Origin of the sequence: Brevundimonas vesicularis (genome assembly GCF_044807075.1) — a bacterium.
GTDB classification, from domain to species: Bacteria; Pseudomonadota; Alphaproteobacteria; order Caulobacterales; family Caulobacteraceae; genus Brevundimonas; species Brevundimonas vesicularis_G.
Genome location: NZ_CP085234.1, coordinates 496,918 through 522,427, shown reverse-complemented (window position 1 = coordinate 522,427; position 25,510 = coordinate 496,918). Strand labels below are relative to the sequence as shown.

26 protein-coding genes and 1 pseudogene are annotated in these 25,510 nt (G+C 67.0%); 12 read left to right on the top strand and 15 right to left on the bottom strand.

All coding sequences use genetic code 11. The annotated features are described in order from the left end of the window. Positions 1-3 precede the first annotated feature (3 nt). Entirely contained in the window at positions 4-1,179 is a 1,176-nt protein-coding gene (locus tag LG306_RS02515) for a DegT/DnrJ/EryC1/StrS family aminotransferase (protein WP_404417910.1), read from the top strand. On the opposite strand, the gene LG306_RS02510 is transcribed toward LG306_RS02515, so the two are convergent. The 8 genes from LG306_RS02510 to LG306_RS02475 all read right to left on the bottom strand — a co-directional run bounded on the left by LG306_RS02510 (position 1,170) and on the right by LG306_RS02475 (position 9,218). Further along, on the bottom strand, positions 1,170-2,519 hold the full coding sequence (locus LG306_RS02510; protein ID WP_404417906.1) for an O-antigen ligase family protein: 1,350 nt from the start codon (positions 2,517-2,519) through the stop codon (positions 1,170-1,172). The two genes, LG306_RS02515 and LG306_RS02510, sit on opposite strands and share 10 nt — an antisense overlap. Further along, positions 2,516-3,787 (bottom strand): type IV pilus biogenesis/stability protein PilW, encoded by a 1,272-nt coding sequence (locus LG306_RS02505; RefSeq protein WP_404417903.1) that lies wholly within the window; start codon positions 3,785-3,787, stop codon positions 2,516-2,518. The genes LG306_RS02510 and LG306_RS02505 overlap by 4 nt, the downstream gene beginning before the upstream one ends. 14 nt (positions 3,788-3,801) lie before the next feature. Further along, a complete protein-coding gene (locus tag LG306_RS02500) occupies positions 3,802-6,042 on the bottom strand; it encodes a GumC family protein (protein ID WP_404417900.1) in 2,241 nt (746 codons plus the stop codon). 6 nt (positions 6,043-6,048) lie between these two features. Continuing rightward, a complete protein-coding gene (locus tag LG306_RS02495) occupies positions 6,049-6,732 on the bottom strand; it encodes a polysaccharide biosynthesis/export family protein (protein ID WP_404417897.1) in 684 nt (227 codons plus the stop codon). Continuing rightward, positions 6,729-7,523: a tyrosine-protein phosphatase gene (locus tag LG306_RS02490; RefSeq protein WP_404417895.1), complete on the bottom strand. Its 795-nt coding sequence runs from the start codon at positions 7,521-7,523 to the stop codon at positions 6,729-6,731. Before LG306_RS02490 ends, LG306_RS02495 begins: the two co-directional genes overlap by 4 nt. 89 nt (positions 7,524-7,612) lie before the next feature. Next, positions 7,613-8,101, bottom strand: a complete 489-nt coding sequence (locus tag LG306_RS02485) for a hypothetical protein (RefSeq protein ID WP_404417892.1) — start codon at positions 8,099-8,101, stop codon at positions 7,613-7,615. A 167-nt stretch (positions 8,102-8,268) separates the two neighbouring features. Continuing rightward, positions 8,269-8,676: a hypothetical protein gene (locus tag LG306_RS02480; protein WP_404417889.1), complete on the bottom strand. Its 408-nt coding sequence runs from the start codon at positions 8,674-8,676 to the stop codon at positions 8,269-8,271. A 173-nt stretch (positions 8,677-8,849) separates the two neighbouring features. Beyond that, a complete protein-coding gene (locus LG306_RS02475) occupies positions 8,850-9,218 on the bottom strand; it encodes a hypothetical protein (RefSeq protein WP_404417886.1) in 369 nt (122 codons plus the stop codon). 267 nt (positions 9,219-9,485) lie between these two features. On the opposite strand from LG306_RS02475, the pseudogene LG306_RS02470 reads away from it, so the two are divergent. After that, positions 9,486-10,240: pseudogene (locus tag LG306_RS02470) on the top strand (IS5 family transposase); the annotation flags it as partial. Positions 10,241-10,599: 359 nt separating this feature from the next. On the opposite strand, the gene LG306_RS02465 reads toward LG306_RS02470, so the two are convergent. The 4 genes from LG306_RS02465 to LG306_RS02450 all read right to left on the bottom strand — a co-directional run bounded on the left by LG306_RS02465 (position 10,600) and on the right by LG306_RS02450 (position 13,664). After that, a protein-coding gene (locus LG306_RS02465) for an IS3 family transposase (RefSeq protein WP_404413560.1) occupies positions 10,600-11,789 on the bottom strand; the annotation gives its coding sequence in 2 pieces (ribosomal slippage) (positions 10,600-11,537 and positions 11,537-11,789; 1,191 coding nt in all). 27 nt (positions 11,790-11,816) lie between these two features. Continuing rightward, positions 11,817-12,383: a hypothetical protein gene (locus tag LG306_RS02460; RefSeq protein WP_404417883.1), complete on the bottom strand. Its 567-nt coding sequence runs from the start codon at positions 12,381-12,383 to the stop codon at positions 11,817-11,819. Continuing rightward, on the bottom strand, positions 12,376-13,113 hold the full coding sequence (locus LG306_RS02455) for a TnsA endonuclease N-terminal domain-containing protein (protein WP_313452412.1): 738 nt from the start codon (positions 13,111-13,113) through the stop codon (positions 12,376-12,378). Before LG306_RS02455 ends, LG306_RS02460 begins: the two co-directional genes overlap by 8 nt. Positions 13,114-13,115: 2 nt before the next feature. Continuing rightward, positions 13,116-13,664, bottom strand: a complete 549-nt coding sequence (locus LG306_RS02450) for a hypothetical protein (protein ID WP_265150930.1) — start codon at positions 13,662-13,664, stop codon at positions 13,116-13,118. Between the two features lie 313 nt (positions 13,665-13,977). On the opposite strand from LG306_RS02450, the gene LG306_RS02445 reads away from it, so the two are divergent. Then, positions 13,978-14,382 carry a hypothetical protein gene (locus tag LG306_RS02445; RefSeq protein ID WP_404417880.1) on the top strand — a complete coding sequence of 135 codons (405 nt, stop codon included), beginning with the start codon at positions 13,978-13,980 and terminating at the stop codon, positions 14,380-14,382. A gap of 10 nt (positions 14,383-14,392) precedes the next feature. On the opposite strand, the gene LG306_RS02440 is transcribed toward LG306_RS02445, so the two are convergent. Continuing rightward, positions 14,393-14,638 (bottom strand): XRE family transcriptional regulator, encoded by a 246-nt coding sequence (locus LG306_RS02440; RefSeq protein WP_404417877.1) that lies wholly within the window; start codon positions 14,636-14,638, stop codon positions 14,393-14,395. A gap of 747 nt (positions 14,639-15,385) precedes the next feature. On the opposite strand from LG306_RS02440, the gene LG306_RS02435 reads away from it, so the two are divergent. The 5 genes from LG306_RS02435 (at position 15,386) to LG306_RS02415 (ending at position 20,558) form a co-directional block, all read left to right on the top strand. Beyond that, positions 15,386-15,823 (top strand): hypothetical protein, encoded by a 438-nt coding sequence (locus LG306_RS02435; RefSeq protein WP_265150933.1) that lies wholly within the window; start codon positions 15,386-15,388, stop codon positions 15,821-15,823. A 1-nt stretch (position 15,824) separates the two neighbouring features. After that, positions 15,825-16,379, top strand: a complete 555-nt coding sequence (locus LG306_RS02430) for a hypothetical protein (protein WP_265150934.1) — start codon at positions 15,825-15,827, stop codon at positions 16,377-16,379. 496 nt (positions 16,380-16,875) lie between these two features. Then, the gene (locus tag LG306_RS02425) at positions 16,876-17,520 is read left to right on the top strand and encodes a DUF4433 domain-containing protein (RefSeq protein ID WP_312734906.1); all 645 of its coding nucleotides are present in this window, start codon (positions 16,876-16,878) and stop codon (positions 17,518-17,520) included. A 9-nt stretch (positions 17,521-17,529) separates the two neighbouring features. Further along, a complete protein-coding gene (locus LG306_RS02420) occupies positions 17,530-18,585 on the top strand; it encodes a macro domain-containing protein (RefSeq protein WP_312734903.1) in 1,056 nt (351 codons plus the stop codon). Next, positions 18,585-20,558, top strand: a complete 1,974-nt coding sequence (locus tag LG306_RS02415) for an ATP-binding protein (protein ID WP_312734900.1) — start codon at positions 18,585-18,587, stop codon at positions 20,556-20,558. The genes LG306_RS02420 and LG306_RS02415 overlap by 1 nt, the downstream gene beginning before the upstream one ends. Before the next feature lie 73 nt (positions 20,559-20,631). Here the strand turns inward: LG306_RS02415 and LG306_RS02410 are convergent, their stop codons facing one another. After that, entirely contained in the window at positions 20,632-21,459 is an 828-nt protein-coding gene (locus LG306_RS02410; protein WP_185224138.1) for a cation transporter, read from the bottom strand. Positions 21,460-21,529: 70 nt separating this feature from the next. Here LG306_RS02410 and LG306_RS02405 point away from each other — a divergent pair, with 70 nt between their 5' ends. Continuing rightward, positions 21,530-21,973, top strand: a complete 444-nt coding sequence (locus LG306_RS02405) for a helix-turn-helix domain-containing protein (protein ID WP_312734894.1) — start codon at positions 21,530-21,532, stop codon at positions 21,971-21,973. Between the two features lie 44 nt (positions 21,974-22,017). Here LG306_RS02405 and LG306_RS02400 read toward each other — a convergent pair whose 3' ends face one another. Continuing rightward, a complete protein-coding gene (locus LG306_RS02400; RefSeq protein WP_185224137.1) occupies positions 22,018-22,494 on the bottom strand; it encodes a DUF411 domain-containing protein in 477 nt (158 codons plus the stop codon). A gap of 140 nt (positions 22,495-22,634) precedes the next feature. Here LG306_RS02400 and LG306_RS02395 point away from each other — a divergent pair, with 140 nt between their 5' ends. The 3 genes from LG306_RS02395 to LG306_RS02385 are packed head-to-tail and all read left to right on the top strand — an operon-like array spanning position 22,635 to position 25,510. Further along, positions 22,635-22,979, top strand: a complete 345-nt coding sequence (locus LG306_RS02395; protein WP_312734890.1) for a hypothetical protein — start codon at positions 22,635-22,637, stop codon at positions 22,977-22,979. 57 nt (positions 22,980-23,036) lie between these two features. Beyond that, positions 23,037-24,290 (top strand): TolC family protein, encoded by a 1,254-nt coding sequence (locus LG306_RS02390; RefSeq protein WP_312734888.1) that lies wholly within the window; start codon positions 23,037-23,039, stop codon positions 24,288-24,290. Next, the gene (locus tag LG306_RS02385) at positions 24,290-25,510 is read left to right on the top strand and encodes an efflux RND transporter periplasmic adaptor subunit (RefSeq protein ID WP_312734886.1); all 1,221 of its coding nucleotides are present in this window, start codon (positions 24,290-24,292) and stop codon (positions 25,508-25,510) included. Before LG306_RS02390 ends, LG306_RS02385 begins: the two co-directional genes overlap by 1 nt.

Sequence of the window (25,510 nt, the reverse complement as noted above, 5' to 3'; positions counted from 1 at the left end):
CAGATGCTGAACACCCCCTTCTCTCCCTGGCCGTCCTTCTCGCAGGAGGAGGTGGATGCGGTGGCGCAGACGCTTGCGTCCAACCGCGTCAACTACTGGACCGGTGATCGCTGTCGCGAGTTCGAGCGGCGGTTCGCTCATTGGGCGGGCACGAAGCACGCGGTGGCGCTCGCCAACGGGACCCTGGCGCTGGATCTGGCGCTGAAGGCGCTGGGGATCGGACCAGGGGACGAGGTGATGACCACGCCGCGCACCTTTATCGCCTCGGCCTCGTGCATCGTCACCGCGGGGGCGACGCCCGTGTTCGCCGATGTGGACGTCGACAGCCAGAACATCACCGCCGACACCATCCGCGCGGTGCTGACGCCCCGCACCCGGGCGGTGATCTGCGTCCATCTGGGCGGCATGCCGTGCGACATGGATCCGATCATGGCCTTGGCGCGCGAGCATGATCTCAAAGTGATCGAGGATTGCGCCCAGGCGCACGGCGCCCGATACCGCGGCCAGTCGGTCGGCTCGATCGGGCATGTCGGGGCCTGGTCCTTTTGCCAGGACAAGATCATGACCACCGGCGGCGAGGGCGGCATGGTCACCACCGACGACCCGGCGCTGTGGTCGGCCATGTGGTCCTACAAGGACCACGGCAAGAGCTGGGAGGCCGTCTATGAGCGGCCGCATCCGCCGGGGCCGCGCCTGGTCCACGACAGCTTCGGCACAAACTGGCGCATGATCGAAATGCAGGCGGCGCTGGGCTTGATCCAGCTGGAGCGGATGGCGGACTGGACCGCGCGCCGCACCGCGAACGCCGAGCGTCTGGCCGAGGCCTGCGCGGCCTTGCCTCTGTTCCGCGTCCCGGCGACGCCGGCGGACGTGACCCACGCCTGGTATCGCTTCTACGCCTTTGTGGAGCCGGCGCGGCTGAAGCCGGGATGGACGCGGGATCGGATCATCGAGGAGATCAATGCGCGAGGCGTGCCCTGTTTTCACGGCTCGGCGTCCGAGGTCTATCTGGAGAAGGCGTTCGAGGGCACGGGCTGGCGGCCGCGCGAACGCCTGCCGAACGCCAGGGCGCTGGGCGACACCAGCCTCGCCTTTCTGGTTCATCCAACCTTGACCGAGGCGGAGATCGGCAAGACCTGCGCCGTGATCGGCGAGGTCGGCGCTCTCGCTCAGGCCTGATCGTCCTCGCTCGTCGACGGGCGGGTCCGCCGCCCGCCTCGCGCGAGGCTGGCCAGAAGCAAGGCCATCAGCGCCTGAAGCGCCGGGGTGCGAAGCGGATAGTCGACCAGAGAGGCCGCCAGCAGCACGGCGACACCCAGAAGCACAAGGGCGCTCTGCGGCCCCTGTCGGCGCCACGCCTGTTGGAGCAGCAGCGCAAGAAGGGCGGCGGGCAGGAGGGCGAGCAGGCCGTATTCGATCACCACCTCCAGCCCGTCGTTGTGCGCCTGATTGGTGAAGCCTGCGGTCAGGTCGTCGGGGGATTCGACGCCCGCGAACACCGCGCTGAAGCTGCCCGCGCCCGTCCCGAACGGCAGGTGGGCGGCCGCGATCCGAGCCGCCTCGGCCCAGATGTCGAAGCGCAGGTCCTGCGGCGCCTCGGCGAAACGGTCCGCCGCGACCCAGGACCCGGCCACCGCCAGTCCGAGACTGACCACGAGCAGCAGACCCGGTAGAAGCAGGCGACGCCGGTCCGCCTTGCGGCCGATCCGCAGCCACGGGGCAAGCCCGAGAGCGCACAGCAGCAACAGCCCGGCTCCGGCCCGGGAGCCCGAAATCGCCACACCCGCCAGCAGGGCGAGACAGGCGCCCCCTCCCAGCGCCAGGACGACGCCGGAGCGCGCTCGATCCGCCGCGTCTCGCCGTTGGAAGCTCCAGGCGGCCACGGCCGGCAGCGAGGCGACCAGAAAGGCGGCCCAGTGGTTGCGGTTGGCGAAAAAGCCGGTCGCCGCCCGGCCCGCGTCCGGCCCATAGAGGCGGAACGGGCTGAAGGGCCCGCCGCCGAGCTGAAACCCGCCCAGCCCCACGGAAATGACGGCCATGACCGCCGTCAGCAGCCACAAGGTCTCGGCCTGCGAGCGGCGCAGCGTCAGCACGCCCACGAACACGGCCGCAAAGGGCGTCAGGCCGAGCAGCGCATCCGCCGTGGCGCCGGGCGTCAGGCTGTATGGCCGCCAGGCTTCGCCCCCACCAACCGCGGCAAGATCGGCGGCGAGAGCGGATCGCCCGGGCAAGGCGCTCCATACCGTCGGCGGCAGCGGGATCAACTGCACCAGCGGCAACAGAACCAGGGCCCCGAGAAACAGCAGGGCCAGACGCGGCCTTTCAGTTCCCGCCGCCAGCCGCAGACCGCCCAGCGCCAGCACCGGCAAGCCGGCCAGGCGCAGAATGAGGTCGAAGCCGTCGTTGTCCTGCGAGGCGCCGCCGAGAACCAGCGCCAGCGCCACATACAGCCCCAGGGCCGCCGTGAGCCAGGGGTGGGCGTCGCTGCCTATGGGCGAACGTGCGGGGCGCGGGCTCATCGGGAACCGACCAGCTCGATCTTGAGGTCGTCATAGACCACGGTGGTGGGCGACAGGCTCGCCCCCGGGCGCGTCTCCAGCGCGAGGCGCTGGGCCGGGCAGCCCTGCGGTGTCGTGAAGGTCAGGGAGAAGGGTGAGACGGCCTCCGCGCTTGCACGCGGGCCTTGGCTGGTCTCGATGGCGGGGCCGTTCTCACAGCGAAGGGTCCAGACCAGGGCTCCGTCAGACACGTTTCCCTCGCGCCACAGGCGTCCCTGCAGCCGGTAGGATCCGGGCGCGAGCACCAGCAGCTGTTCCGCCAACCCTTGTCGTTTCAGGCCGCCGAGCGCCGTCGCCTGGAGGGCGCGGCCCTTCCCGGCGGGCGAGCGGATGATGTCGGCCGCGCCCCCATCTGCTGCGGTCAGCCGCCAGCCGAACGGCGGCAGGCTGTTTTCGGCCTCGAACCCGCCATCGATCATAAGGCCGGCGTCCGTGCGCGGCCGCTGTTGCTGCCACGCCACGAGCGCGGCGACATAGGCGCGGTCGCGGACCAGACGGTTGATGTAGGCGCCGGCCTCCTGATCGGTCGGCGGCGTGGGGCTGTCCCGCAGCGACTGATGCAGAGCATAGACGAAGCCAGGCTGGGCGGCGGCGCGGCTGTAGGACGCCAGAAAGGTCGAGCGCCACGTCGGCGCCAGCGCCAGCCGCTCCGCCAGCGCTGCGCGGGCGTCAGGTGCGGCGTCGAGCACGGGAAACAGCACGGGCCCCAGGGTCTCGATCAGCTCGGGCCGGCGACGAAGCAGCACGTCCAGCGCGCGCATGGCGGCGGGATAGTCTCGGCGCTCCAGCGCCCGGGCGAACAGCCAGGTTTGGCTGGGCGCATCGCGCAGGCTGCGACGCGCCGCCGCCTGCATCAGCGCGTCCGCGATCTGCGCTTCGCCCTTCAGGACCGCGGCCTGGCCCAGCACGGAGACTGCGCGGACAGACAGGGGGGCGTGCGCCAAGGCCTGACGCCCACGACTTTCGGCCAGCGATGGGTTCGGGGATTCGCCCGCGCCGCTCAACGCGCTTGCGGCCAGAGCCAGATGCGCCTGCACCTGCCACGGCCACGCCCTCAGCGCCCGCTCCGGATCATCCTCCGCCCACAGCCTGCCGAGACCAAAGGCCGTCGTGACGACGCCGAGACCGGCGGTCGCGCCAATGATCAGAAGAACCGCGAGAGGGGATGCGCGCCCTCCCCTGTTCTCGCGCGTCTGTTGCAAGCGGTGCTGTGAGGCGCGGCCAGCCATTCTCAACGCGCCCTTCAGGCCCGACGTCGACGCGCCTTGCCGCCCGCCGGCTTCTCCATGCCGTAATCATAGGCGTAGGTGTACTCATAGCCGTAGCCGCCAAGATTGGCCTGCTTGGTGTCGAAACGCTCCAGCACGCCGCCCAGGATGTCCGCGCCCGCGCCCCTCAGTCGGTCAATGGCGCGCAGCGCCGTGCCGCGACGCACGATCCCAGCGCCGCTGATGAAGAGCACGCCTTCCACCGCATGGCCGAGCAGGGTGGCGTCCGCCAAGCCCATCACCGGCGGGCCGTCGACGATCACCAGATCGAACCGGTCAGCGAGCGCGGACAGAACGTCGGACAAGGCCTGGCTGGAAAGCAGGTCGGCGGGGCTGGGCGGACGCGGACCGCTTGACAGCAGGGTAAGATGCTCCTGCTCCGTCGGCTGCAGCAAGGCGTCCACGTCCGATCCCGCCAGGGCCGACGAAAAACCAAGCCGATTGTTTCCGCCCAGCATCTTGTGCAGGGACGGATTACGAAGGTCGCCGTCGACCAGCAGCACGCTCATGCCCATGCGCGCAAAGGCGCGGCCGATGGCAACCGACGAGGTGCTCTTGCCTTCCGCCGGCTGCGAGCTGGTCACCAGAAGCGTGCGAACCATGCCGCCTGCGCGAGCGAACTGCAGCGCCGAGCGCACCGAGTGGTAGGCTTCAGAGAAGCCCGAGCGGGGATCGCGCTCGGCCTGCGCCAGAGCCGCGGACGACGGCAGCAGCGGCACGCTGCCGAGCAGCGGCAAGGCCAGCTTGGCTTCGATGTCGGCCGGTACGCGCAGCGACTCGTCCAGGAACTCGAGCACAAAGATGATCGCGGCGCCCAAGAGCAGGCCAAGCAGACCCGCCAAGGCGAGGTTGATCAGCGGGCGCGGAGCCACCGGATTCACCGGCAGGTCGGCGCGGTCCACGACCGACACATTGTTGGTGCCCACGCCACCGGCGATGCCGATCTCGCGGTAACGCTGCAGCAGGCCGTCATACAGGGTGCGGTTGGTGTCCAGCTCGCGTTGCAGGATGTTGTAGCGGATGCTGCGCTGATCCAGATCCAGCGCCTGGGCTTTCAGGGTGTCGATCTCGCCCTGGATCGAGCGTTCGGCCGCAGCGGCCGACGCATATTCGCCCTGTAGCGAACGACGCACGTCGCCGGCCTCGGCCGCCAGCTGCCGATCCAGTTCGGTGATCTGGGCTTGGAGCTGCTGAACGCTGGGGTATTCCGGCTGGAAACGTTCCAGCAGTTCCTGCCGCTTGGCGGTCAGTTCGGCGCGTTGTTCGCGCAGCGCCTGGATCGTCGGGCTCGACAACACCTCGCTGAGTCCCAGTCCGGTCGAGGCCTGAGCCGCACGCCAGCGTTCTTCGGCGCCGATGCGGGCTGTGCGGGCCTCGGCCAACGAGGCGTTAAGCGCTTCCAGGGAGGAGGCGATCAGCGACCGGCCGCGGTTGGTGCCGCCTTCCGACGTCGCGCTTGCGCTCGGAATGTTGATGATCTGCTGGTTGGAGGCATAGGCGACGAGTTCGCGTTCCGATTGCTCCAGTCGCGCGCGCAGTTGCTCGATCCGCTCTTCAAGGAACCGGCGGGCGTAGGAGGAGGCTTCGAAACGCCGCTCGAGATTGGTGGCGATAAAGGTTTCGGTGATGCTGTTGACGACCGCCTGAGCCAATGCCGGATCGGCGCTGTCGTAGCTGATCGTCACCAGTCGGGAGTTGATCGTTGGGCTGACACGCAGGTTGTCGAGCAGTTGGTTAACCGCCTTGCGGTTCCGCTCGGTCGCGGAATCGCCCGCCTGCTCCGGAGACGGCCTGGCATTGGCGGGGCTGCGACGGTTCTCTTCGATAAACAGCGGATCTTGCGCCAGGCGCAGCGCCGTCACCACCCGTTCGGCCAGGGACCGGCTCTTCAGCAGGCCGTACTGGGTCTGGTAGAACTCCTGGGCAGAATACATGTTCTCGGCTGGCAGAACGCCTTCGACATCGACCACCTGCGCGGCCTCACGATCGATCTGAATGGTGGCGCTGGCGCGATAGATCGGCGTCGACAGCAGGGTGACGACCACGCCGAGCACCAGGGCCAGCGCCAGGGCCCCGGCAAGGATCCACCAGCGCTTCAACACGATATGCCAAAGGCGGCGCAGGTCGATCAGACCGTCGCCATCCTGACCGAACAGGGGGCGGGGGGACGCCGTCGTCGTGGCGCCGCCGTCTGCCGCAGGGAGCATGGAAGTCATCGGGCGTTACTCAAACACGCGGAAGATAGCGAAAAGGGTGCCGAGCGGTGCCAGGTCGCGGATCAGGCGCCGCGCGCGCGCGGTGTCTACGATCACCGTGTCGCCTGGAGCTAGCTCGGGGTCGGCCATTCTCCCGGCCTGGATCTCGCGCAGGTCGAATCGCGCGGCGCTCTGCTCGCCGTCGACTTCCCGCAGCACGACGACGTTCGAGGCGTTGGCGTAGTCGCTGAGGCCTTGCGCCTGGGCGATCGCCTGAACCAGCGTCAATCGACCCTGCACCGGGAAGACGCCGGCTTCGCGCACCTGGCCGGACACCACCACCCGCTGGCTCAACGGCGTGGTGACCTGGATGGTGACGTTCGGGTCGCGGACATAGCGTGCGGCATAGGCCCGCTCCACCTCGGCCGCTAACTGCGGCGGTGTGCGGCCCAGGGCGTCGACGGCGCCCACCAACGGCAGGTTCAACTGCCCGTCGCCATCCACCTGCGCTGCGCCAGACAGTTCGGGCACCCCGAAGACATTGACCTGCAACTGATCGAAAGGACCAATCCTATAGGTTGGCTGCGGCGTCGCTTGAACGACAGGCGCGGGCAAGGCGACGGGCGGCGGCGCGGCACGTGTCGCACAGGCGCTCACCCCGGCGCAAGCCAGCAGGGCGGCAGCGCAAGCTGCGCTTGATGTGCGGATCATCTGAAACCTCCAAACCAGTGTCGGCGCCCGGGCTTTTCGGGCCGGGGCGACGCATGGGCGAGGGCGGGCATGGTGGCCGCCGGCTGATCGAGCAGCACGCCTTGAGGCCTAACGCTCACCATGTCCAGCGCTGCTTGCCGTCCAAGGCGATCAGCCACGCGTTCGCGTGCCTCTGAAAGCACGGGTCGACGCCGGCGAAGGTTGTGGCCGTCGCTGGCGAGGATATGCACCCGGCCCTCGTCAAGCATTCTGTCCGACCAGTACTGAGCGCGACGGCCGAACAGCCCGGTGACCGAGCCGGCAGTGAGTTGGATCCACGCGCCCGCCTCGAACACTTCACAGATCGTCTCGTAGCGATCCTCGATCCAGGTCAATCGCTCCGGATGGGTGATTACCGGCACAAAACCTCCCGCCAGAATGGCGAAGATCACCTCCGCCATGCGCGGCGGCGCCACATGGTGAGGCGGCTCGAACAGGAAATAGCGCGAGCCAGCCAGCGTCGGGATGCGACCGGTCTGCAACTGCTCCAACATGTTGGGCGTGAGTTGCGCATCCGCGCCGGCCGTCAAGGCCAGCGGTATGTCCGCCTGCGCCAGTTGCTCACGAAGCCGGGCGATCCCGTCGTGGATGATCTCGGCGGTATTGTTGTACAGACCCGGATAAATGTGCGGCGTGCAGGCCAGCGTGGTGATGCCGTCCTCGCAGGCCACGCGCGCCATCGCCAGAGCGTCGTCCAAATCTGTGGCGCCATCATCGATGCCGGGCAGAAGATGGCAATGCAGATCGATCATCGAGTGAATACGCTACGCCCCCCCCGGCGCCGGCACAGTTCGCGAAAAAAGAGCGGCCGAAGCCGCTTCTTGACTCTCGGGATCAACGGTTAGCGGCTGATCGGCGCGTCATCGTCATCATCCGCCGCCCTGGCGACCACGGCGACGAGACCGCCAGCAGCCAGCCCGCCAACCACCACGCCGGTGGTGCCGATCGCAGCCAGACCGCCGGCCGAAGCGGAGGTGGTCGCCGCTGCGCCGCCGCCTGTTTCGACGGCCTGGCCGCCGCCGGCCAGCTGGGCGGCGCAAGGCGAAACCGAAGGAACCGTGAAGGCCTGACCCGCGGCGATCGGCAGCGAACAGCCGTCAGCAAAGACAACCTGGGTGGCCGCCGATGTCCGAACCACGTCGCCGGCGCGCAGGATCGACGCTGCGTCCGAAGCGACAAAGCCTTGGCCGCGGTCCACCGTAACTTGACCGACAGCGCCCGACAAGCGTGCAGTCGGCGCTTGCGCCGGGGCACCCGACTGGGCCGAGGCGCCCGCGGAAACCGCAGCGACGGCGAGAGCAGCGGCGGCGACGCTCAGGGACTTCTTCATGGTGGACCTTTCGAACAGACGGCTACCGAGATTGCCAAGGCGATTAGCACGGTGGAGATCGCGTCAGCAACCCCGATTACGTCAAATGAGATGACTGGGGGATTAAACGGCGGATCGGACAAATGGTTCATATCCGCGACGGGGTCTTGTAAGTCAGAGGGCGCGCCTCAGCGGTGATCCGAGCCGCTATGCGGGCCGCCGGCTCGGCGCCGCACAGCTCCGATCGAGATAACCAGGAACACAGCCGCGACAACAGCCGAATCCCAGGCGGCTTCAAGAACGCTCGCGCCTCGATTCACGCCGGGCAAGCTCTGGATCACTTCAATCAACACGCCAAGAAGCGTCAGACCCCACCACAGCCGCAGAAGCGACGTTCCGGGCAGAGCCGCGGCGGACAGAGCCGCCAGCACCAGAAAGGCTGCACCATGGCTCAGCCAATCCGAGCCAAGCGAGGGTGCGGACGAGACCGGGAGAAAGGCGGCCGCCAGCACGCCCACGCCGGCAAGGATCAGGGCCGCACGACTAAGAAGAACAACACTGCGGGAGCGGACGAAAAGGTCAGAGGTGTCAATCACGCGCCCTCTTAGCGGACGGATCGATCACGCGGCAATGGGTGAGCGCTCAACCGGAAGACAGGGTTCGGCAATCGACGCACGCAACCAATCGTCCGGCCGGTCGAGCCGGAAGGCCACGGCGCTCGTTAAGTGCATCTCACCACCAGACTCGCAGGCCGCCATGCCTTGCTGGTTCAGCTTGGCTCGACCGTGAAGGGCTGACCACAGGCCTGACGCAGACCGTGGAACGCACCAGCCTTCGGATGATCCTCGCCGATCGCCGCCTCCGGCATGGCGACGATCACCACGTCGTCGTCGATCCACTGATCGACCGCGAACTCAACGGAAGCGCAGGGTCGGCGCGGGTCAAGCCCGAGAAGAACGGCGACGCCAAACTGTAGGTCCGACCCATCCGCAAAACTCTCGAGGTGCAGGGGCAGGCAATCATCGAACGCTGAGGTGGTCTCGTCATAGAGGATGACGCCGGGCGGCAGGGGGAGGGCTCGCCCTGCACCAAGAGGGATCAGGTCCAGTGCAACACGGGTCAACATCGTCAGCCGCATGGGGACGCCGGGCGCCGCCTCGGGCGGATGCGCACGCCAACAGGCCGCGTGACCGGCCTGGGCGTCGGGATGCCGGCTCATGCGCCTCGCGAGAACAGTCGATCCAATGACTTTGCCAATTCCGCCCAGACCTCGCCCTCGCGGCCCCCGCGCCTGGCCTTGATGCGGACCTCTTGGAGCAGCAGCTCGCGCTCCACATAGCGACTAGGCTCAGGACCCATTGATGTGAGGCGTTCGATCTGATTCAGGCTCCGCAGGAGACTGGACATGAGCGATCTGTATTGGCTGACGGACGAGCAGATGGCGCGGCTGCGGCCGCATTTTCCCAGGAGCCACGGCAAGCCCCGGGTTGACGACCGGCGGGTGCTGAGCGGGATCATTTTAATCAATCGCAATGGGCTGCGCTGGCGTGACGCGCCCGCGGCGTATGGACCGCACGAGACGCTGTACAATCGCTGGAAGCGGTGGAGCGAGGCGGGCGTCTTCCTCAGGATGATGCAGGGGCTGTCCGCCCCGGAGACCGAGCATCAAATGGTGATGATCGACGCAACCTATCTCAAGGCGCACCGCACGGCTTCGAGCCTGCGGGTAAAAAAGGGGGCGTCGGACGACTGATCGGGCGCACCAAGGGCGGCATGAACACCAATCTTCACGCCCCCACCGACGCCAACGGGCGTCCGATCAGCCTGTTCATGACGGCAGGCCAGGTCAGCGACTACACGGGCGCCGCGGCCATGCTGGACGGCCTGCCCAGGGCGCGGTGGCTGCTGGGCGATCGGGGCTATGACGCCGATTGGTTCAGGGACGCCTTGCAAGCCATGGGCATCACACCCTGCATCTCTGGCCGGAAGTCCCGGAGCGAGCCCGTCCGCTACGACAAGCGCAGATACAAACGGCGCAACCGAATAGAGATCATGTTCGGGCGGCTGAAGGACTGGCGGCGGGTCGCCACCCGCTATGACCGATGCCCGACCGTCTTTCTGTCCGCCATAGCCCTCGCAGCCACAGTGCTCTTCTGGCTAAGAGTCCTGAGCCTAGGAGCCGCCAGGTTGAAAGCAGACTTGGCGGCGTCAGGGCTCGCAGGCTGAGGGCCGTTGCGCTCTTGATGGAGGCTCCTTCAGCGAAGGTTCCAGACAACGCTTTGATGTGAATAGAGGGCGGCCAGGTCCAAAGGGAGGGCAGCGGACGCTGCCGTGCCGAGGCGCTGTCAGCATGCTAAGTCATGAAGCTGATTGTGGGTGTGAGGTATCGCCCAAATCCTACTCCCGCACCCAAACACCAAAAAGCCCCGCTGCCAAAAGCCGTGGGGCTTTCTGCTGTCTGACGGTCAGAGGCCGAGACGCGGCCAAACTGCCGTGGACCTTGACGTGACCCCCGTTTCTCATCCAGCCATAACGAGAGTCCTTGGTTGATCTGAACTGGGGTTGGCGGGGTTGGCAATAGGCCGGTCTGAGCAGCCATCAACCAGCGCAGCAGACCGGCCGCTCTGTCCGGTGAGCGCCTGTGCGTAGGCCTTCGGCGTCAACCATCCCAGCTTCGAGTGAGGCCGGGTTTCGTTGTAGTCGCGCCGCCAGGTTTCGAGGACAGCCCGGGCGTGCGGCAGCGATCGGAACAGCGTCTCATTCAGCAGCTCGTCGCGCAGCCGACCATTGAAGCTCTCGTTGAAGCCGTTCTGCTGAGGCTTGCCCGGCGCGATGTAATGCCAGCTCACGCCGGCGTCGTCGGCCCAGGCCAGGATGGCGTTGGACGTATATTCCGTGCCGTTGTCGCTGATGATCGTATCCGGGCGTCCCCGCCGCAGGATGATGGCGTCCAACTCGCGCGCCACCCGTCGCCCTGACAGCGAGGTGTCGGCGACGAGCCCGAGGCACTCGCGCGTGCAGTTGTCGATCACCGTCAGGATGCGGAAGCGCCGCCCGTCCGTCATCTGGTCGGAGACGAAGTCCAGCGACCAGCGCTGGTTCGCGACCAGGGGAATCTCCAGCGGACGCCGCGTGCCTATGGCGCGTTTGCGCCCGCCGCGCCGGCGCACCGTCAGCTTCTCCTCGCGATAGATCCGCTGGACGCGCTTCTTGTTGACCGCATGCCCCTCGCGCCGAAGCATCACGTGCAGGCGGCGATAGCCGAACCGCCGTCGCTCCTGGGCCAGGGCCTTCAGCCGATCCCGCAGGACGCCGTCGTCCGGTCGCGTCGCCTGATAGCGCACGCTCGTCCGATCCACGCCCAACACCCGGCAGGCCCGCCGTTCGCTCATCGCGTAGGCCGACTGCAGGTGCGCCGCCGCCTCTCGATGCGCAGCGGGCGTCACCACTTTTTTCCCAGCAGATCCTTCAGCGCGACGCTGTCCAGCATCGAGTCCACCAGCATCCGCTTCAGCTTGGCGTTCTCCTCTTCCAGCGCCTTCAGACGCCGGGCCTCTGACACGTCCATGCCGCCATACTTGGCCTTCCACTTGTAGAAGGTCGGTGAGCTCAGCCCGTGCTTCCTGCACAGGTCCGCCACCGGAACGCCGGCCTCCTGCTCGCGCAGGATCCCGATGATCTGCTCTTCCGTGAACCGTGATCGCTTCATTCTGTCCGTCCTTTCGAGGGGCGGACTCTAGCTATTCCTGGAGGAGTTTAAGGGGGTCACGTCACTGCGAGATTTCGAAACCACAGGGCGAAGATCACGAACACGACGGTCGCCCGGCACACCGCATTCTCTTAACAACCTCCGGAACACCGCCGCCTTCGGGATCGGCCCGACGTCCGCCGGCCACCTGCAACTCTGCTGATCGAGGAATGCTTGCAGTGCGATGTCGGTCTTTGAAATCCCGCGCGCTTCTCGCGCATCATCGAACGCGATCATCAGTTGTTGAAGCGCGCGCTGTCGGGCTGCCGCAGTGCACGGCTTGCAAGTTCCGCAATCATCCCCGTTATCACAGGGAGGAACATCGAGCGCGGCTGCCCGGCCCGCTTTCGGATCCCAAACAGTGATCTTCGACGCCGCGTACAGACGATCAAAGTCTTCCTGGCCCATGAGGCGAATTCTGTGGGTCCGAAAATCTTTGAGTTGAAGCTCGTCAGCACCGCCAGGGGTCTGGGAAGGCACCATATTCTCGAGGATGTAGTCCACGCCATCGATCGTGATGCGGTTTCCCGCCCTGATGTTGATGCGCCTATCCATGAGCGCACGAGCCCGAAACCAAAGTCACAGCAGCGCTGGCGCAGAGGCCATTGGATAGATCGATTTTGATCATCCGGCGGACCATCATCGCACAGGCCTTTGCCTTGCCCAGCAGATGCGTCGGATAAGCCGATGTAAGCTCCTGGAACGAGACTTGATCCGTCGCCCGGAAGAGTCTGGACAGGATGGATGTGTCGGCAGGCGTCAGTGAGGCGCGCCGATAGCTCTGAATTTCTTGGACGGCCTTGAAGCGCGGCTCCTGCAGGAGTTGGTTCGCCTCCACCACGCGGAATGCCCAGCCCTGCGATCGGTAGACCTCACAGGCGAGGTCCAACTTGTGCGCGTATCTGGCGTCAGCCGACGGGTCATAGGCGCTCTTGATTTCAACGATCTCGATGGCATCCGTCGCCAAGACTAATTCCAAATCCGGCGTGTATCGGGAAATCTCTCCACAATCAGACATCTCTAGTGAGTGTGGCTGCGTGCGATAGCCAACGATCTCGGTGTTAACTTCGGCGTGGTGGAGCGCATGAAGTTCGACGCGAGATTCCCAAGGCTCTGCTCGACCGCATTTGACGCTCGGATACATGCCGACAGGCCGGTTCCGCCGCCCAGTAGCGACCGGCCGGATCGGCCGGCGGTCAATCCGCTCAACGAGGGTGGCGATCAGGCCGCCGTTACAATGAATGGGCCGCCGGATCAGGTCGGCGTCGCTGACGCGAAGCTGCATTGCTAGTGCACCACTTCGTCACCGGACGAAGGGCTGGCCGACTCGCCGGCTGGGCGCATCTCGACCTTGAAATTGACGTTCCCCATGTCGGTCTCGGCCCAGTCAACGTGGCCCTGAGCTTGGCGGACAAACCACTCGATCTGACCTTGCCAGTTTTCCGCCTTAACGTCGTGGCGAGCGCAGGCCACGAGGCTCTTGAGTAGCCACTTCCGGATGGCTTTCTGCTTGATGAGGGCGATCGCCAGGCAGGTCCTTTCGACCGCTGCGTCTTCATAGGCGAGGTCTTCCGGAGCCATGTGTCCGTGCCCGTCGAAGCAGCCGACGTAGCAGGGAGATTGGTTGCCCAGCATGAGCTGTTCAGCCCAGTGAACAGCGTCGCCGATCCCTTCGAGACTTGCGTCGTCAATCAAGCCCTTGACGAGGTCGGCCGCGGCTTCGAACCGCAGACCCAAGTCGGGCTGTTCGGCGATCTCGTGGATTACCGCAGACAGCTTGGCCTCGATGTCACGGCACTCGGCCATGATCCCGCGACCGGGATTATCGTCAGACATACTACTCTCCTCAAATGACCGGTGATCGGCCTCTCTCAGAAAAAATCCATAAAAGCTGGGAAAGAGTCAATGGACTCTTGGAAAAATTCTGCGATAAGCAGATATGGCTATCGCTAGCGAGACAATTCAGATCATCGCCGACGCTCTGGGCTTCGAGGTGCCCACCGTCCGGTCGTACTTCCGGGAGATCCAGAAAGCGGGTCTGATCGCAAAGGGCGGGCGCGGACGGGCGGCGGAGCATTTCAGTCCGACCGACACCGCACGCATTGTAATTACGCTTATGGGCGCCAGCTCACTGGCCGAGGCGCCCTCCATGGTCCGCCTGCTCGGCGGTTCTTGCTGTTTTATTCCAGGGGAACGAGGTCGGCCCGACAAGCGGTATCGCTTCGACGAAGTCCTGGGCGAACTTTTCGAATGGGCGGCCGGGGTCGAGTTGCACGGCAAGGCCCTACATCATTTCGATCTTGGCGTTCTCGACGACACGACCTTGGTCGAGGTCCGTATCATGCCGACGGACCTCATGGCCGAAGCTTACATCGACGATCAATTGAGCATGCGCTTCAGGGTGGTCCATCCGGTTCAAGAACTGGGCGACGCGGCGCAGGCGGCTATCCAGCGCCGGTTGATCGATCGCGTGGATGGAAGCCGCATGCGGACCACCCAGTCGATCGACCATGATGTGATCCGACGCATCGCGTCGGGACTGCCCGCGTCGTGACGGCCGGCGGCTATTCAGGCTGGCCTGTCCTGCGCCTGCGACGTTCGACGGGCGCGTCGTCGCTCGCCAGGCGGACGCCCGAGCCCAGCCCGCTCTCGCCGGGGATGAAGATGACGCCGGCCGCGGACAACACGGTCACTAGCAGTTTGGCGTTGGCCGAGGTGATGGGGGCGAAGGTGTTGACGGCTTCGGCGCGCTTCAACGTGTTCAACGCTAGGCCGGTGTCTTCGGCCAACTCGGCCAGGGACATATTCAAAAGCCCTCGCGCCGCCCTTAGCTGCGCTCCGGTGGGATGACCCGGCAGGCGACGCCGCGCTGACATAATTAAAGTTGCCTTTTTAGACTCAGTTTGAATTGAATAGGCCCACATACATTAACGGAGCCTTTCAATGTTCGACAAGTCAGCAGGTCGTCACCAAGAACCCCTTGAACGATCCCCAATCGACGCAGGGGCCACCCGTCGGGGCCGAGCGGAAGCGGCCCCGGTCGCGCTGGCGGAAAGCCGCCTGTTTCACAGTGAGGGCCAGGAAGTCAGTTTTCCCGTCGTCGTTCCCGACGCACGCCTGTCGCTCGCACAAAGCCTCCTGCTCAGGGAGGTTCTCGGAAAGGCTGCGGGCGGAGGCGTCGAGGGGGAGGAGTGGGCCAAGTTGGGGCGGTTCCTGGCGCGCCAGTATCTGCGTCGAGGATCAGGGCGCGGATGACGGACGGCGGGCAGGTCTGGCGCTGTGGGCGTTACACCGCCAGTGTAGAGCGCGACTACTGTTGGCGTTAGAGTGTTGACAGACGAATCGTCGCATTCCGCAGGGCGCAAGAAGTATTTCTTGACGCAGATGGCCGCATGTGGCAGATAACGTCTACCAAGATTGCGTGGCGAAACCTCACTAATCCCGCATTCTGCCAACTCGCTCCTAGCTAGGAGTCGCTGACCTGCCACGCAGGTCAGTGCGACCAATCTTGGAATACGATGAAGTTCCGAGCCCACACGGGCCCTTCGCCTCTTTTCATGCGGAATCCGTTCCGCGCCGAGCTGGCGCCGACGAAGGCCGTAATCGACCGCGGCGCCTATTCTCCTGAACTGTATGCCTCCCTGATCGGAGGCGTCCCGGACAGCGATGGCGTCGGCGGCGAACCGCTGCCCATCCCCAGCCGGGCGGTTTACCTCACGATGTTTTCGGCAACGCACTTCGCCGTGTTGGGGGCGATCGAGTTCGGATCCTTCGCCCCTATTCAACCCCGAACGCTGGTGCTGACCAACGACGCCGGCGAGCGCGAGGCCTATGGCGTCATCCGTAGCGCACGGGCTGGCCCGCAGCCGTCGCCGACGATCCATCTGCCTTCGCATCACATCCTGGTGCGTCGCATCCCGAAGCCGCTCGGCCTTGGGCCGCGGGCTCGAAACCCCATGACCCCATTCAACCCCTTTGAAGCTTTGGAGAACTGATATGTGCGAGGCCCCTGTGACCGAGATCGTGCTCAAGATGCACGCCGCCGCCATCCCGCCGGATGAAGCCGGCCTGATCGAACTCAAGACCCTGAACGACGGTGTCGGTCTGATCGATTCCTGGCAACTGACGCCTGCGGCGTTGCTGGAATGCCGCCAGTTGGAGAAGCGTCTGACGCGGATGGTCGTCCGGATCGCGCAGGAGTCACGTGTCGAGCGCCGCTACGAGGCGGCCCTCTCGTTGCTGGCGACGGTCGCCCTGCAGGATGACCAAGACGGAATCTTGATGGCTCTGGACTACGCCGAAGAGGCGTTGACGGGGACGGAGGAGGCTAACTCGTTGGTCGAACGCGCCTTGGCGCTGGGCGAAGAACTCGATCCCGTCACCTTCTTCGACGTGGAGGCCGAACTCTTCGAACGGCTCGCCTATGCCTTGGCGCGCCTGTCGGACCCCGTATTGATCGAGCACTGTCTGGCTGCGGCTGTGACCCGCGTCCGCACGCCTTCCTTCAACCTCGAAGAAATGGCCGCGTTTGTGGAAGCGGCTCGCACCTAGTCGTTGCGCATGGCAACGAGGCAAGATCGGTTCGGACGATGCGGCTCTCCTGACGCGCCGTGTTCCGGTTCATCGATGGCGACTTGAAGCGGGGCTTGATTCCTAACGACGGGTCGGTCGATCGGCCAGGTCCCGCCGCCGTCACGTAATGGCGCCCGAAGGCCAGGGTTGCCGGGAATGCCGCGCTCCATGCCGTATCCGATTTTGGGACCTAAGCCGACGATGGCCCCCCCCCCGCTGTGGCCAACGCCCTTCCACCAAGAACGCCCGGCTTAGATCGGCTGACTCCGGAGTCCAGATCGATTTCGGCTTCTGGGACCCGCTCGCCTGGCGGGTCGATCCGCAGGGCGCGATGACGACCGATGAGGCGTGTCGGCCGACTCGCTGTACTTTCGCAGTCCGACGCGGATTGCTCCACGGCGGCTTCTGCACGACAATCGTCCGAATCGGGCAGCCAGAGGACTTGCCGCATTTCTCGGGGGGAACCACGCACGCCATGCCTGCGCCGGCACGCCCGAAAATCTATCACATCACCCACATGGACAACCTGCCGACAATTGTCGGTCAGGGCGGACTGTTCAGCGACGTCCGGATGATCGCCGGCCGCGGCCCGGTCACCGCCATCGGCATGGCCTCGATCAAGGCGCGACGCCTGGACCTTCCGGTGCGCTGCCATCCTGGCGATACGGTCGGTCATTTTGTCCCGTTCTATTTTTGTTCTAGATCGGTGATGCTCTATCTGCTACACCGGGGCAATCATCCCGAGGTCAACTACCGCGGCGGCCAGGAACCGATCGTCCACCTGGAGGCCGACCTTCGCACGGTGGTGAACTGGGCGCAGGCTCACGGGCGGCGCTGGGCGTTCACCTTGTCGAATGCACGTGCCTACTATGCGGAGTTCCGCGACAGCCTCGAGGCGCTCGACGAAATCCGTTGGGACGCGGTGATGTCCAACGCCTGGTCCGCCGCCGAGGTTCGGGAAGGCAAGCAGGCCGAGTTTCTCCTGCACGACAGCGTTCCGTGGGATCTGGTGGAACGGATCGGGGTGGTGAACCAGCCCGTCAAGCTGGCGGTGGAGGCACGATTGCGCGGCGCCGCCCACGCGCCGCGCGTCGACCTTCAGCCGACGTGGTATTACTAGGGGGGAGCGATGATCACATTCACCAGCGGCGACATCCTGAAGTCGGGCGCCGAGGCGCTCGTCAACACCGTCAACTGCGTCGGCGTCATGGGCCGGGGCGTCGCGCTGCAATTCAAGAATGCGTTCCAGGACAATTATGAGGCCTATGCACGGGCGTGCGAAGCGCAGGAGGTCCAGCCGGGCCGGATGTTCGTCTATGAGCGCCATCGCCTGGATACGCCGCGCTTCATCATCAATTTTCCGACCAAACGCCACTGGCGCGGCAAGAGCCGGATGGAGGACATCGACGCCGGCCTGATCGACCTGGTTCGCGTGATGCGCAAGCGGAAGATCCGGTCGATCGCCATTCCGCCGCTCGGCAGCGGCCTGGGCGGGCTGGATTGGCGTCAGGTGCGGCCGCGCATCGAGCAAGCCCTGCAGGCAGTCCCGGATGTCGAGGTCATCGTCTATGAGCCGGGCGGTGCCCCCGCGGCCGACGCGATGTCGAAATCCCGTGAGGTGCCCCTGATGTCCCCGGGCCGCGCGGCGCTGGTCGGGCTGGTCGACCGATATCTCAACGGCCTGCTGGATCCGTTCGTCAGCCTGCTCGAGGTCCACAAGCTGATGTACTTCATGCAGGAGGCGGGCGAGCCGCTGAAGCTGCGCTACGCCAAGGCCTTTTATGGGCCCTACGCCGAGAACCTCCGACATGTGCTGCGCGAGGTCGAAGGCCACTATCTGTCGGGCTACGCCGATGGCGGCGACGCGCCGACCAAGCGGCTGGAGCTGGTGCCTGGCGCGGTCGTCGACGCCCAGGCCAAGCTCAAGGACGCCCCCGAGACGCAGGCGCGCTTCGAGCGCGTGACCGACCTGGTCGAGGGCTTCGAGTCGCCGTTCGGCCTGGAGCTTCTGGCGACGGTGCACTGGGTCGCGACCCGTCTGGACGCTGGAAGCGCGGACGCGGTGGTGTCCGAGACCTACGCCTGGGGCGAGCGCAAGCGCCAGTTCTCGCCCGAGCAGGTGCGGCTGGCCTATGACGTCCTGCAGGACAAGGGCTGGTTGGCGTCGCGGCCGCTGGCGGCCTGATGGCAACCCATCGCGTTCAGCTTCAGGCCAAGCAGGACCACATCGAGACCGTCGTCCGCACGACGGAGCCGCTGCGCGCGATCGCCGAACTGGTGTGGAACGGCTTCGACGCCGGCGCCACGCGCGTCCATGTCGAATTTCGGCGCACGGCTTTGGGCGGCGTCGATGAGATCATCGTCAACGACGATGGCGAGGGGATCAGCGCGGACCGCGCGGACCGGGACTTCGGACAACTCGGCGAATCCTGGAAACGCTCCGCCGCGCCGAGCGGCCGCGCCTATCACGGCAAGGAGGGACGAGGTCGGCTGCGGTTCTTCTCCCTGGCCGACCGCGCCCGCTGGACCTCGCGATACGCGAGCGAGGACGGTCTCAAACAGCTGTCGATCGACATCCGCGCCGAAGCCATCGAGACCGCCGAGATCGGCGATCCGGAGCCGGCGATCGGCGCCCCGGGAGTCTCGGTGTCGCTGCATCCGCTGAAGCAGAATCTCGACGCCCTCGTCACCGACGAGCAGCGCCGGCAGTTCACCGCTATATTCGCCCAGTATCTGAAGCTCTACCCGCAGCTGGAGCTCTGGTACGACGGCGCCCGGATCGATCCGTCGACGGCGATCGCCGACGCCGTCTCTCTCGTCCTGCCGCCCATCGTCGGAAAGGACCGGACGATCCGCGACGTGAAGCTCGACATTGTCGAATGGTCGACGCCGATCGACAGCCGCAAGATCCACTTCTGCGGCGACAACGGCATTGTGCTCGGCTCGCAGCCGGCGCGGATCAATGCGCCCGACTTCGCCTTCTCGATCTACGCGACCTCCAGCTTCTTCGTCGAACTCGCCGCCGACAACCTGCTCGAACTGGAGCTGACCGACGGCGATTTCGCCAAGGTCGTCGAGGCGGTCCGCGATCAGTCGCAGGCGCACTTCCGCCGACGCGGCCACGAGCGGGCCGGACGCCTGATCGAGGAGCTCAAGGCCGCAGGGGCCTATCCCTACGAGGGCGACCCGACCGATACGCTTCAGCAGCGGGAGCGAGACGTGTTCGACATGGCGACCTACGCCGTGTCCAACTACTCCAAGGAGTTCCGCAAGGCCGACACCGGCCTGAAGCGGATGACCCTGACCCTGCTGCGTGAGGCGCTGCGGCACAATCCGGACTCGCTCACCCAGATCCTGCACGCCGTGGTGGGACTTCCCAAGGAGCGGCAGAACCAGTTCTCGGCCCTGCTCAAGAAGACCGAGCTGTCCAACATCATCGCGGCGTCCAGCCTGATCGCCGACCGGATCGCCTTCCTCCAGACGCTGCGCCAGGCGGTGTTCGACACGGACGGCAAGAAGGTCATCCGCGAACGCGGCGGGCTGGACCTGCTGGTGCGGGACAACACCTGGATCTTCGGCGAGCAGTTTCACCTCGCGGTTCCCGAAGCGGGCCTGACCAAGGTGATGCAACGGGTCTCGGAGGACCTGGGCGGGAAGCGCGCCGGCGGGCGGGTCACCAAGCCGGATGGTCGAGCCGGCCGGGTCGACCAGTTGCTCGGCCGCAGCATCCCCGGGCCCTATCAGGAAAAACGGGAGTATCTGATCGTGGAGCTCAAGCGGCCGTCGGCCAAGGCCGATCGCAAGATGCTCAACCAGATTTCCGACTACGCCCTGGCCCTGGCCGGCGCGCCAGACTTCCGGCACACCGACACGCGGTGGAACTTCTTCCTGGTCGTGGGGGAATATGACGACATCGTCGGACAGGCGATCACCCAGGAAGGACGCGAGATCGGCATCGCCGTGCGGCAGCCCAACTACACGGTGTGGGTGCGGTGCTGGGGCGAAATCCTGCGCGAATGCGACGCCCGGCTTCAGTACATCCAGGACCATCTTAAGGTGGAGGTTTCCGACGAGGAGATCGCCACCCGGCTTCGGGCCTTGCAGACAAGCTTCGGCCGGGAGGCCGGCGACGACCCCGAGACCTCGCCGGGGTCCTGACCTTCGGGTCGCGCTGACAGACAGCGGTTTCGTCGTTTCCGTCGCGCCGCCTCGGCTGCGCGCGCGATCCGCTCTAGTCGAGCGCAACGGCCTGCGGCCGCGCGGCGCGGAACTGGGGCCAGGCTTCGCCGAGCACCTTGATCGCCGAGCGGAAGAACAGGAGGGCGATGACGCCGCCGACGAGGATGTCGGGCCAGCCAGCGTTGAACCAGGCCACCCCACCCGCCGCGATCAACACGCCGGTGTTGGCGATGACGTCGTTGCGGGAGCACTCGAAGGTGCTCGACAGGTTCACGTCGCGGTTCCGGAACCGGTAGAGCATGGCGAGGCAGGCCAGGTTCGCGACCAGTGCGATCGCGCCGAACACGCCCATGGTCTCGGCGGTCGGGGTGATGTCGCCCATCAGCTTGCGGACCACTTCGAGGAAGACCCAGACGCCGAAGGCGGCGATGACGGCGGCCTTCACGAGCGCCGCTCCGGCGCGCCAGCGCAGGCTGCGCTTCAGGGCGTAAAGGCTCAGCCCGTAGACGAGGGCGTCGCCGAGCATGTCGATGGAATCGGCCATCAGAGCGGTGGACCGCGCAAACAGACCCGCCCCGAACTCGGCGAAGAACATCAGCAGATTGATCGTCAGTACGATGATCAGCACGCGCCGGACGTCGGCGTGCTCACCCAGCGCGGCGATCTCGTCGCCCTTGGCGGAACAGCAGTCATCGCCCGCGAAGTGGGTATGGGCTGGTACGATGGGCGCGGTCGTGACGAAGGACGGCTTGGAGGCGCAGGGGCTCGGTCCGGCGCAGCACCCCGCCTCCGCCGGGGCGGACGCCGGCTCCAGGACGCTCCGGCTTGAACAGGTCGGGCCGACCTCGTCGGACGTCGGAGGGGAGCAGCAGTCTTTCATCGGAGCGAGCCTTGCCGGAAACGTGTCGGCCGCCGATATACGACCTATAGTCCCTATAGGTTCAAGGCCTTTGACAGAGAGATTTTCTATCGGCGAGTTGGGGCGGCGCACCGGCTGCAAGGTGGTCACCATCCGCTACTACGAGCAGATCGGTCTGCTGGACGCGCCGGAACGCGGGGAGGGCGGCCACCGGGTCTATGAACGGGCGCATCTGGACCGGCTGTTCTTCATCCGGCGCGCCCGCGATCTCGGCTTCTCGCATGACGACATCCGCAGCCTGCTGACGCTGTCCACCGGGCCTGCCGCCGGTCCGTGCCAGGCGGTCGATCACGTGGCGGCGGCGCATCTGGACGCGGTACGGGTCAAGATCTCGGATCTTCGGCGGTTGGAAAAGACCCTTGTCTCGGTGCTCGACCAGTGTGGCCGGACGACGGTCGAAGCCTGCTGCGTCCTCGACGCCCTGAGAGCGCCTCCAGGTGACGGCCCGAGCCGGGTCTCCCTGTCCGCCCCGTGAAGCTGATCCCGCCTGGTCGGATGGGATCGGGTGGCGCGGCCGCCTTAAGCGCCGTTGTGTCGTCCGAAGGGGCGCGTCGAGCCATCCGCGAGGATCAGGAGAGTGACATAGGGCTCTCGGCCGGCGGCCTCCATGCCGGGCGATCCGGCGGGCATGCCGGGTGCGGTCAGGGCGCGCGCGGCAGGCGCTTCACGCACAAGCCGTTCGACATCCGACGCGGGCACATGGCCTTCGATCGCGTAGCGGCCGACCACGCCGGTGTGGCACGACGCGAGGCGGTCCGGTATCCCGTGACGGGCCCGGATCGGGGCGAGGTCATCAAGATCGACCACGAGCGCCGTCCAGCCGGCGCCGCGCATGTGCGCGACCCAGCCGCCGCAGCAGCCGCACCAGGGCGTCTTGTAGACCGTGATCTGCCGCGCGACCCGACCGGGGGTCTGAGCCTGGGCGAGCGGCGGGAGGGCGGCGGTCGCCAAGCCGGTGACGAGCGCGGCGCGGCGGGTGAGGCGAAGAGAGGACATGACGGCTCCTGCGGACGGACCTGATCCTAGCAGCGCGCCGGCTCCGCGCACGCGACACGTCGCCGCTGGCAGGGTGTTCGGAGGCCCCTGGACTTTGTAACAGATTGCCACCTCTGGAGAACGGAAGTAACGAACGCGCGATGAACTCGTCGATGACGACATGGGCGAAGCTGATCGCGGCGATGACACTCGTCTTCGCCGCCTTCTTCTTCGCGCCCGCCGTCGACGCCGCGACCTGCATGCCGGAGCCCCCCGCGGCCCACGCGTTCGTCGATCACAATCCCGACGACGGCGACCACGGCGACCCGTCCGGGAACCATGGCATCTGCGCCCACGGACACTGCCACCATACCTCCACGGCGCGCACTCACGGCGTCGACGCCATTGCGCCCGCGTTCGGCGAACTGCTGCTGCAAAGCGGCCGCCACGATGACGTCCTGGCCTCGGTCACGCCCGACGGACTGAAGCGACCGCCCAGAGTCTGACCGAAGGCCTGCGCCCTTTCGGGCGCCTCTTCGTGATCAGAAATCTGGAAATGGAACATGTCTCCCACATCTCGCCGGCGACCGGGTCTCGCGGTCGGCTGCGCGCTTGCTGCGATCGCAGCGACTCTGGTCAGTCCCGCCTGGGCTGACCCCGCCCCAACCTACGCCCAGCTGCTCGCGCAGCTCGGCCAGACGCCCGCCACCCTGGAGGCGGGCGCGAACCTCGACGCCGCGGAGGCCCGCGTGCGTCAGGCCCGTGTACGCCCCAACCCCGTGCTCGGGCTCGATGTCGAGAACGCGTACGGCTCCGGCCCCTTCTCGGGGATGGACAACGCCGACACGACCCTCGCATTGAGCACGGACCTCGAACTATGGGGACGCCGCGCGAGCCGCATCGCCGCCGCGCGCGCCGAGGCCGGCGCCGTCGGCCTGCAGCGCGATCTTGCGGTGATCGACGCCGCCGGTCGCCTGGCCCTGGTCTATTCCGAAGCCGAGGCGGCGCAGCGCCGCGCGGCCCTAGCGGACGAGGTCCTGACCCTGACCCTGGCCGACGCCCGCGCCGCCCTGGCGCTGGTGGAGGAGGGGCGCGAGCCGCTCCTGCGCGGCATCCAGGGCGAGGCCGAGGTCGCGTCAGCCCGCGCCGCCCTTGACGAAGCCGTCGCCGAACGGGACGCCGCCTACGCTCGCCTCACGGCCGTGGCGATGATCCCGTCGCCCGTGACGCGCATCGACGCCAGCCTGCTGGACCAGGCGCCGACCGGGGTGGGCTCCGCGATCAGCGACGCGCCCACCGTGCGCGTGGCCGAGGCCGAGCGCACGGCCGCCGAGCGCCGAATCGACGTGCAACGCGTCCAGGCCCGCCCGGACATCAACGCCAGCGTGGGCATTCGCCGCTTCGAGGCCGAGGACGCCACCGCCCTGACGTTCGGGATCAGCATGCCGCTGCCGCTGTTCGACCGGAACCGGGGGAACATCGAGGCGGCGCAGGCCGAGTTCAGGGCGGCCGACGCCCGCCTGATGTCGGCGCGGCAGGAGGCACAGGCCGACCGGGCCGCCGCGGTGGCGCGCCTGGCCGCCTCGGTGAGCCGCGTGGCGGCCGCCGACGCCGGCGTCACCGCGGCCGAAGAAGCTTACCGCCTGTCGCGGATCGGCTTCGAGGCCGGTCGCATCTCCCAGGTCGAACTGCGCGTCACCCGAACCGCCCTCGTCAACGCGCGGTCCGCCGCGGTCGACGCCCGTCTCGCGCGCGTCCGCGCCGAGATCGATCTCGCGCGCCTGGACGGCCGCGCCCCCTTCCAAGGAGCCCAGTGATGCGCAAGCGCACATCCAACAAGACCCTGTTGATCGGCGGCGTCGCCGCCCTCGTCGTCCTTGGCGGCGGCGGGCTCTATCTCGCCACGCGAGGCGCCGACGCGCCGCCTGCCCCGGCGGCCGCGGAGGGCGAAGCCGGCCATGGCGAAGAGGAAGGCGGGCATGCGGAAGGCGAGGCCGGGCATGCCGAGGAGGGCGAGGCCGAAGAGGGCCGCGTCGAACTGACCGCCGCGCAGATCCAGGCGGCCGGCATCTCCGTCGTCGGCGTAAGCGCCGGCGGCGGGGCGGAGACGCGTCTGGCGGGGCGGGTCGAGCCGATGGTCGATTCCCGCGCTGCGGTCGCCGCTGCGGTTGGCGGCCGGGTCGAGCGGGTGCTTGTGGCGCCCGGCCAGTCGGTTCGCGCCGGCCAGCCGCTCGTCAGCCTGGTCAGCGGTGAAGCCGCCACCTTCCGCGCCGACGCCGATGCGGCGGCGGCCTCCGCCGAGGCCGCGCGTCAGGCCTATCAGCGGAACCGCAACCTGTCCGAACAGGGCGTGGTCGCCCGCCAGGAGGTCGAGGCCTCGCGGGCGCAGCTTCTCAGCGCCGAGGCAGCGACCCGTGCGGCTCGGGCGCGGTCCGCAGCCGCGGGCTCGCCCAATGCGTCAGGACGGCTCAACGTGACCAGCCCGATCTCGGGCGTGGTGAGCAATGTGCAGGTCGGACCGGGCGGCTTCGTCGCCCAGGGCGGCGTGGTCGCCGAAGTGTCCAACCCGGCCCGCGTCGAGATGGTGTTCAACGCGCCTCCCGCCCTTGCGGCGAATGTTCGCCCGGGCGCGGCGATGCGGGTCACCGGGCCGTCCGGCGAGTTCGACGCGGTCGTCACCGGGGTCGCCGCGGACGCCGGTCTGAACGAGAGCGGAGCGACCGTCATCCGCGCCCGTCCGTCTTCGGGAACCCTGCCGCCCGCCGGGTCCGCCGTGTCCGGCTCGGTGGTCACCGGACAGGCGACCTCGGGCGGCATGACCGTGCCGTCGGAAGCGGTCCAGACCGTCGACGGCAACACTGTGGTCTTCGTGCAAGTCCAGGGCGGCTTCCAGGCTGTCCAGGTGCTCGCCGGCCGCCAGGCCGCCGGGCGCACCGAAATCCTGCGCGGCCTGACCGGCTCCGAACGCATCGCTTCCGCCAACGCCTTCCTGCTCAAGGCCGAACTCGCCAAGGGCGAGGCCGAGCACGGTCACTAG

Coding starts and splice junctions, on each gene's coding strand:
- LG306_RS02410 (WP_185224138.1), bottom strand. CDS start 21,459: ATGAAAGACTGCTGCTCCCCTCCGACGTCCGACGAGGTCGGCCCGACC.
- LG306_RS02510 (WP_404417906.1), bottom strand. CDS start 2,519: ATGAGCCCGCGCCCCGCACGTTCGCCCATAGGCAGCGACGCCCACCCC.
- LG306_RS02420 (WP_312734903.1), top strand. CDS start 17,530: ATGATCACATTCACCAGCGGCGACATCCTGAAGTCGGGCGCCGAGGCG.
- LG306_RS02435 (WP_265150933.1), top strand. CDS start 15,386: ATGCGGAATCCGTTCCGCGCCGAGCTGGCGCCGACGAAGGCCGTAATC.
- LG306_RS02505 (WP_404417903.1), bottom strand. CDS start 3,787: ATGGCTGGCCGCGCCTCACAGCACCGCTTGCAACAGACGCGCGAGAAC.
- LG306_RS02515 (WP_404417910.1), top strand. CDS start 4: ATGCTGAACACCCCCTTCTCTCCCTGGCCGTCCTTCTCGCAGGAGGAG.
- LG306_RS02455 (WP_313452412.1), bottom strand. CDS start 13,113: ATGCAGCTTCGCGTCAGCGACGCCGACCTGATCCGGCGGCCCATTCAT.
- LG306_RS02490 (WP_404417895.1), bottom strand. CDS start 7,523: ATGATCGATCTGCATTGCCATCTTCTGCCCGGCATCGATGATGGCGCC.
- LG306_RS02485 (WP_404417892.1), bottom strand. CDS start 8,101: ATGAAGAAGTCCCTGAGCGTCGCCGCCGCTGCTCTCGCCGTCGCTGCG.
- LG306_RS02425 (WP_312734906.1), top strand. CDS start 16,876: ATGCCTGCGCCGGCACGCCCGAAAATCTATCACATCACCCACATGGAC.
- LG306_RS02495 (WP_404417897.1), bottom strand. CDS start 6,732: ATGATCCGCACATCAAGCGCAGCTTGCGCTGCCGCCCTGCTGGCTTGC.
- LG306_RS02445 (WP_404417880.1), top strand. CDS start 13,978: ATGGTCCGCCTGCTCGGCGGTTCTTGCTGTTTTATTCCAGGGGAACGA.
- LG306_RS02400 (WP_185224137.1), bottom strand. CDS start 22,494: ATGTCCTCTCTTCGCCTCACCCGCCGCGCCGCGCTCGTCACCGGCTTG.
- LG306_RS02385 (WP_312734886.1), top strand. CDS start 24,290: ATGCGCAAGCGCACATCCAACAAGACCCTGTTGATCGGCGGCGTCGCC.
- LG306_RS02390 (WP_312734888.1), top strand. CDS start 23,037: ATGTCTCCCACATCTCGCCGGCGACCGGGTCTCGCGGTCGGCTGCGCG.
- LG306_RS02475 (WP_404417886.1), bottom strand. CDS start 9,218: ATGCGGCTGACGATGTTGACCCGTGTTGCACTGGACCTGATCCCTCTT.
- LG306_RS02430 (WP_265150934.1), top strand. CDS start 15,825: ATGTGCGAGGCCCCTGTGACCGAGATCGTGCTCAAGATGCACGCCGCC.
- LG306_RS02415 (WP_312734900.1), top strand. CDS start 18,585: ATGGCAACCCATCGCGTTCAGCTTCAGGCCAAGCAGGACCACATCGAG.
- LG306_RS02500 (WP_404417900.1), bottom strand. CDS start 6,042: ATGACTTCCATGCTCCCTGCGGCAGACGGCGGCGCCACGACGACGGCG.
- LG306_RS02450 (WP_265150930.1), bottom strand. CDS start 13,664: ATGTCTGACGATAATCCCGGTCGCGGGATCATGGCCGAGTGCCGTGAC.
- LG306_RS02460 (WP_404417883.1), bottom strand. CDS start 12,383: ATGGATAGGCGCATCAACATCAGGGCGGGAAACCGCATCACGATCGAT.
- LG306_RS02395 (WP_312734890.1), top strand. CDS start 22,635: ATGAACTCGTCGATGACGACATGGGCGAAGCTGATCGCGGCGATGACA.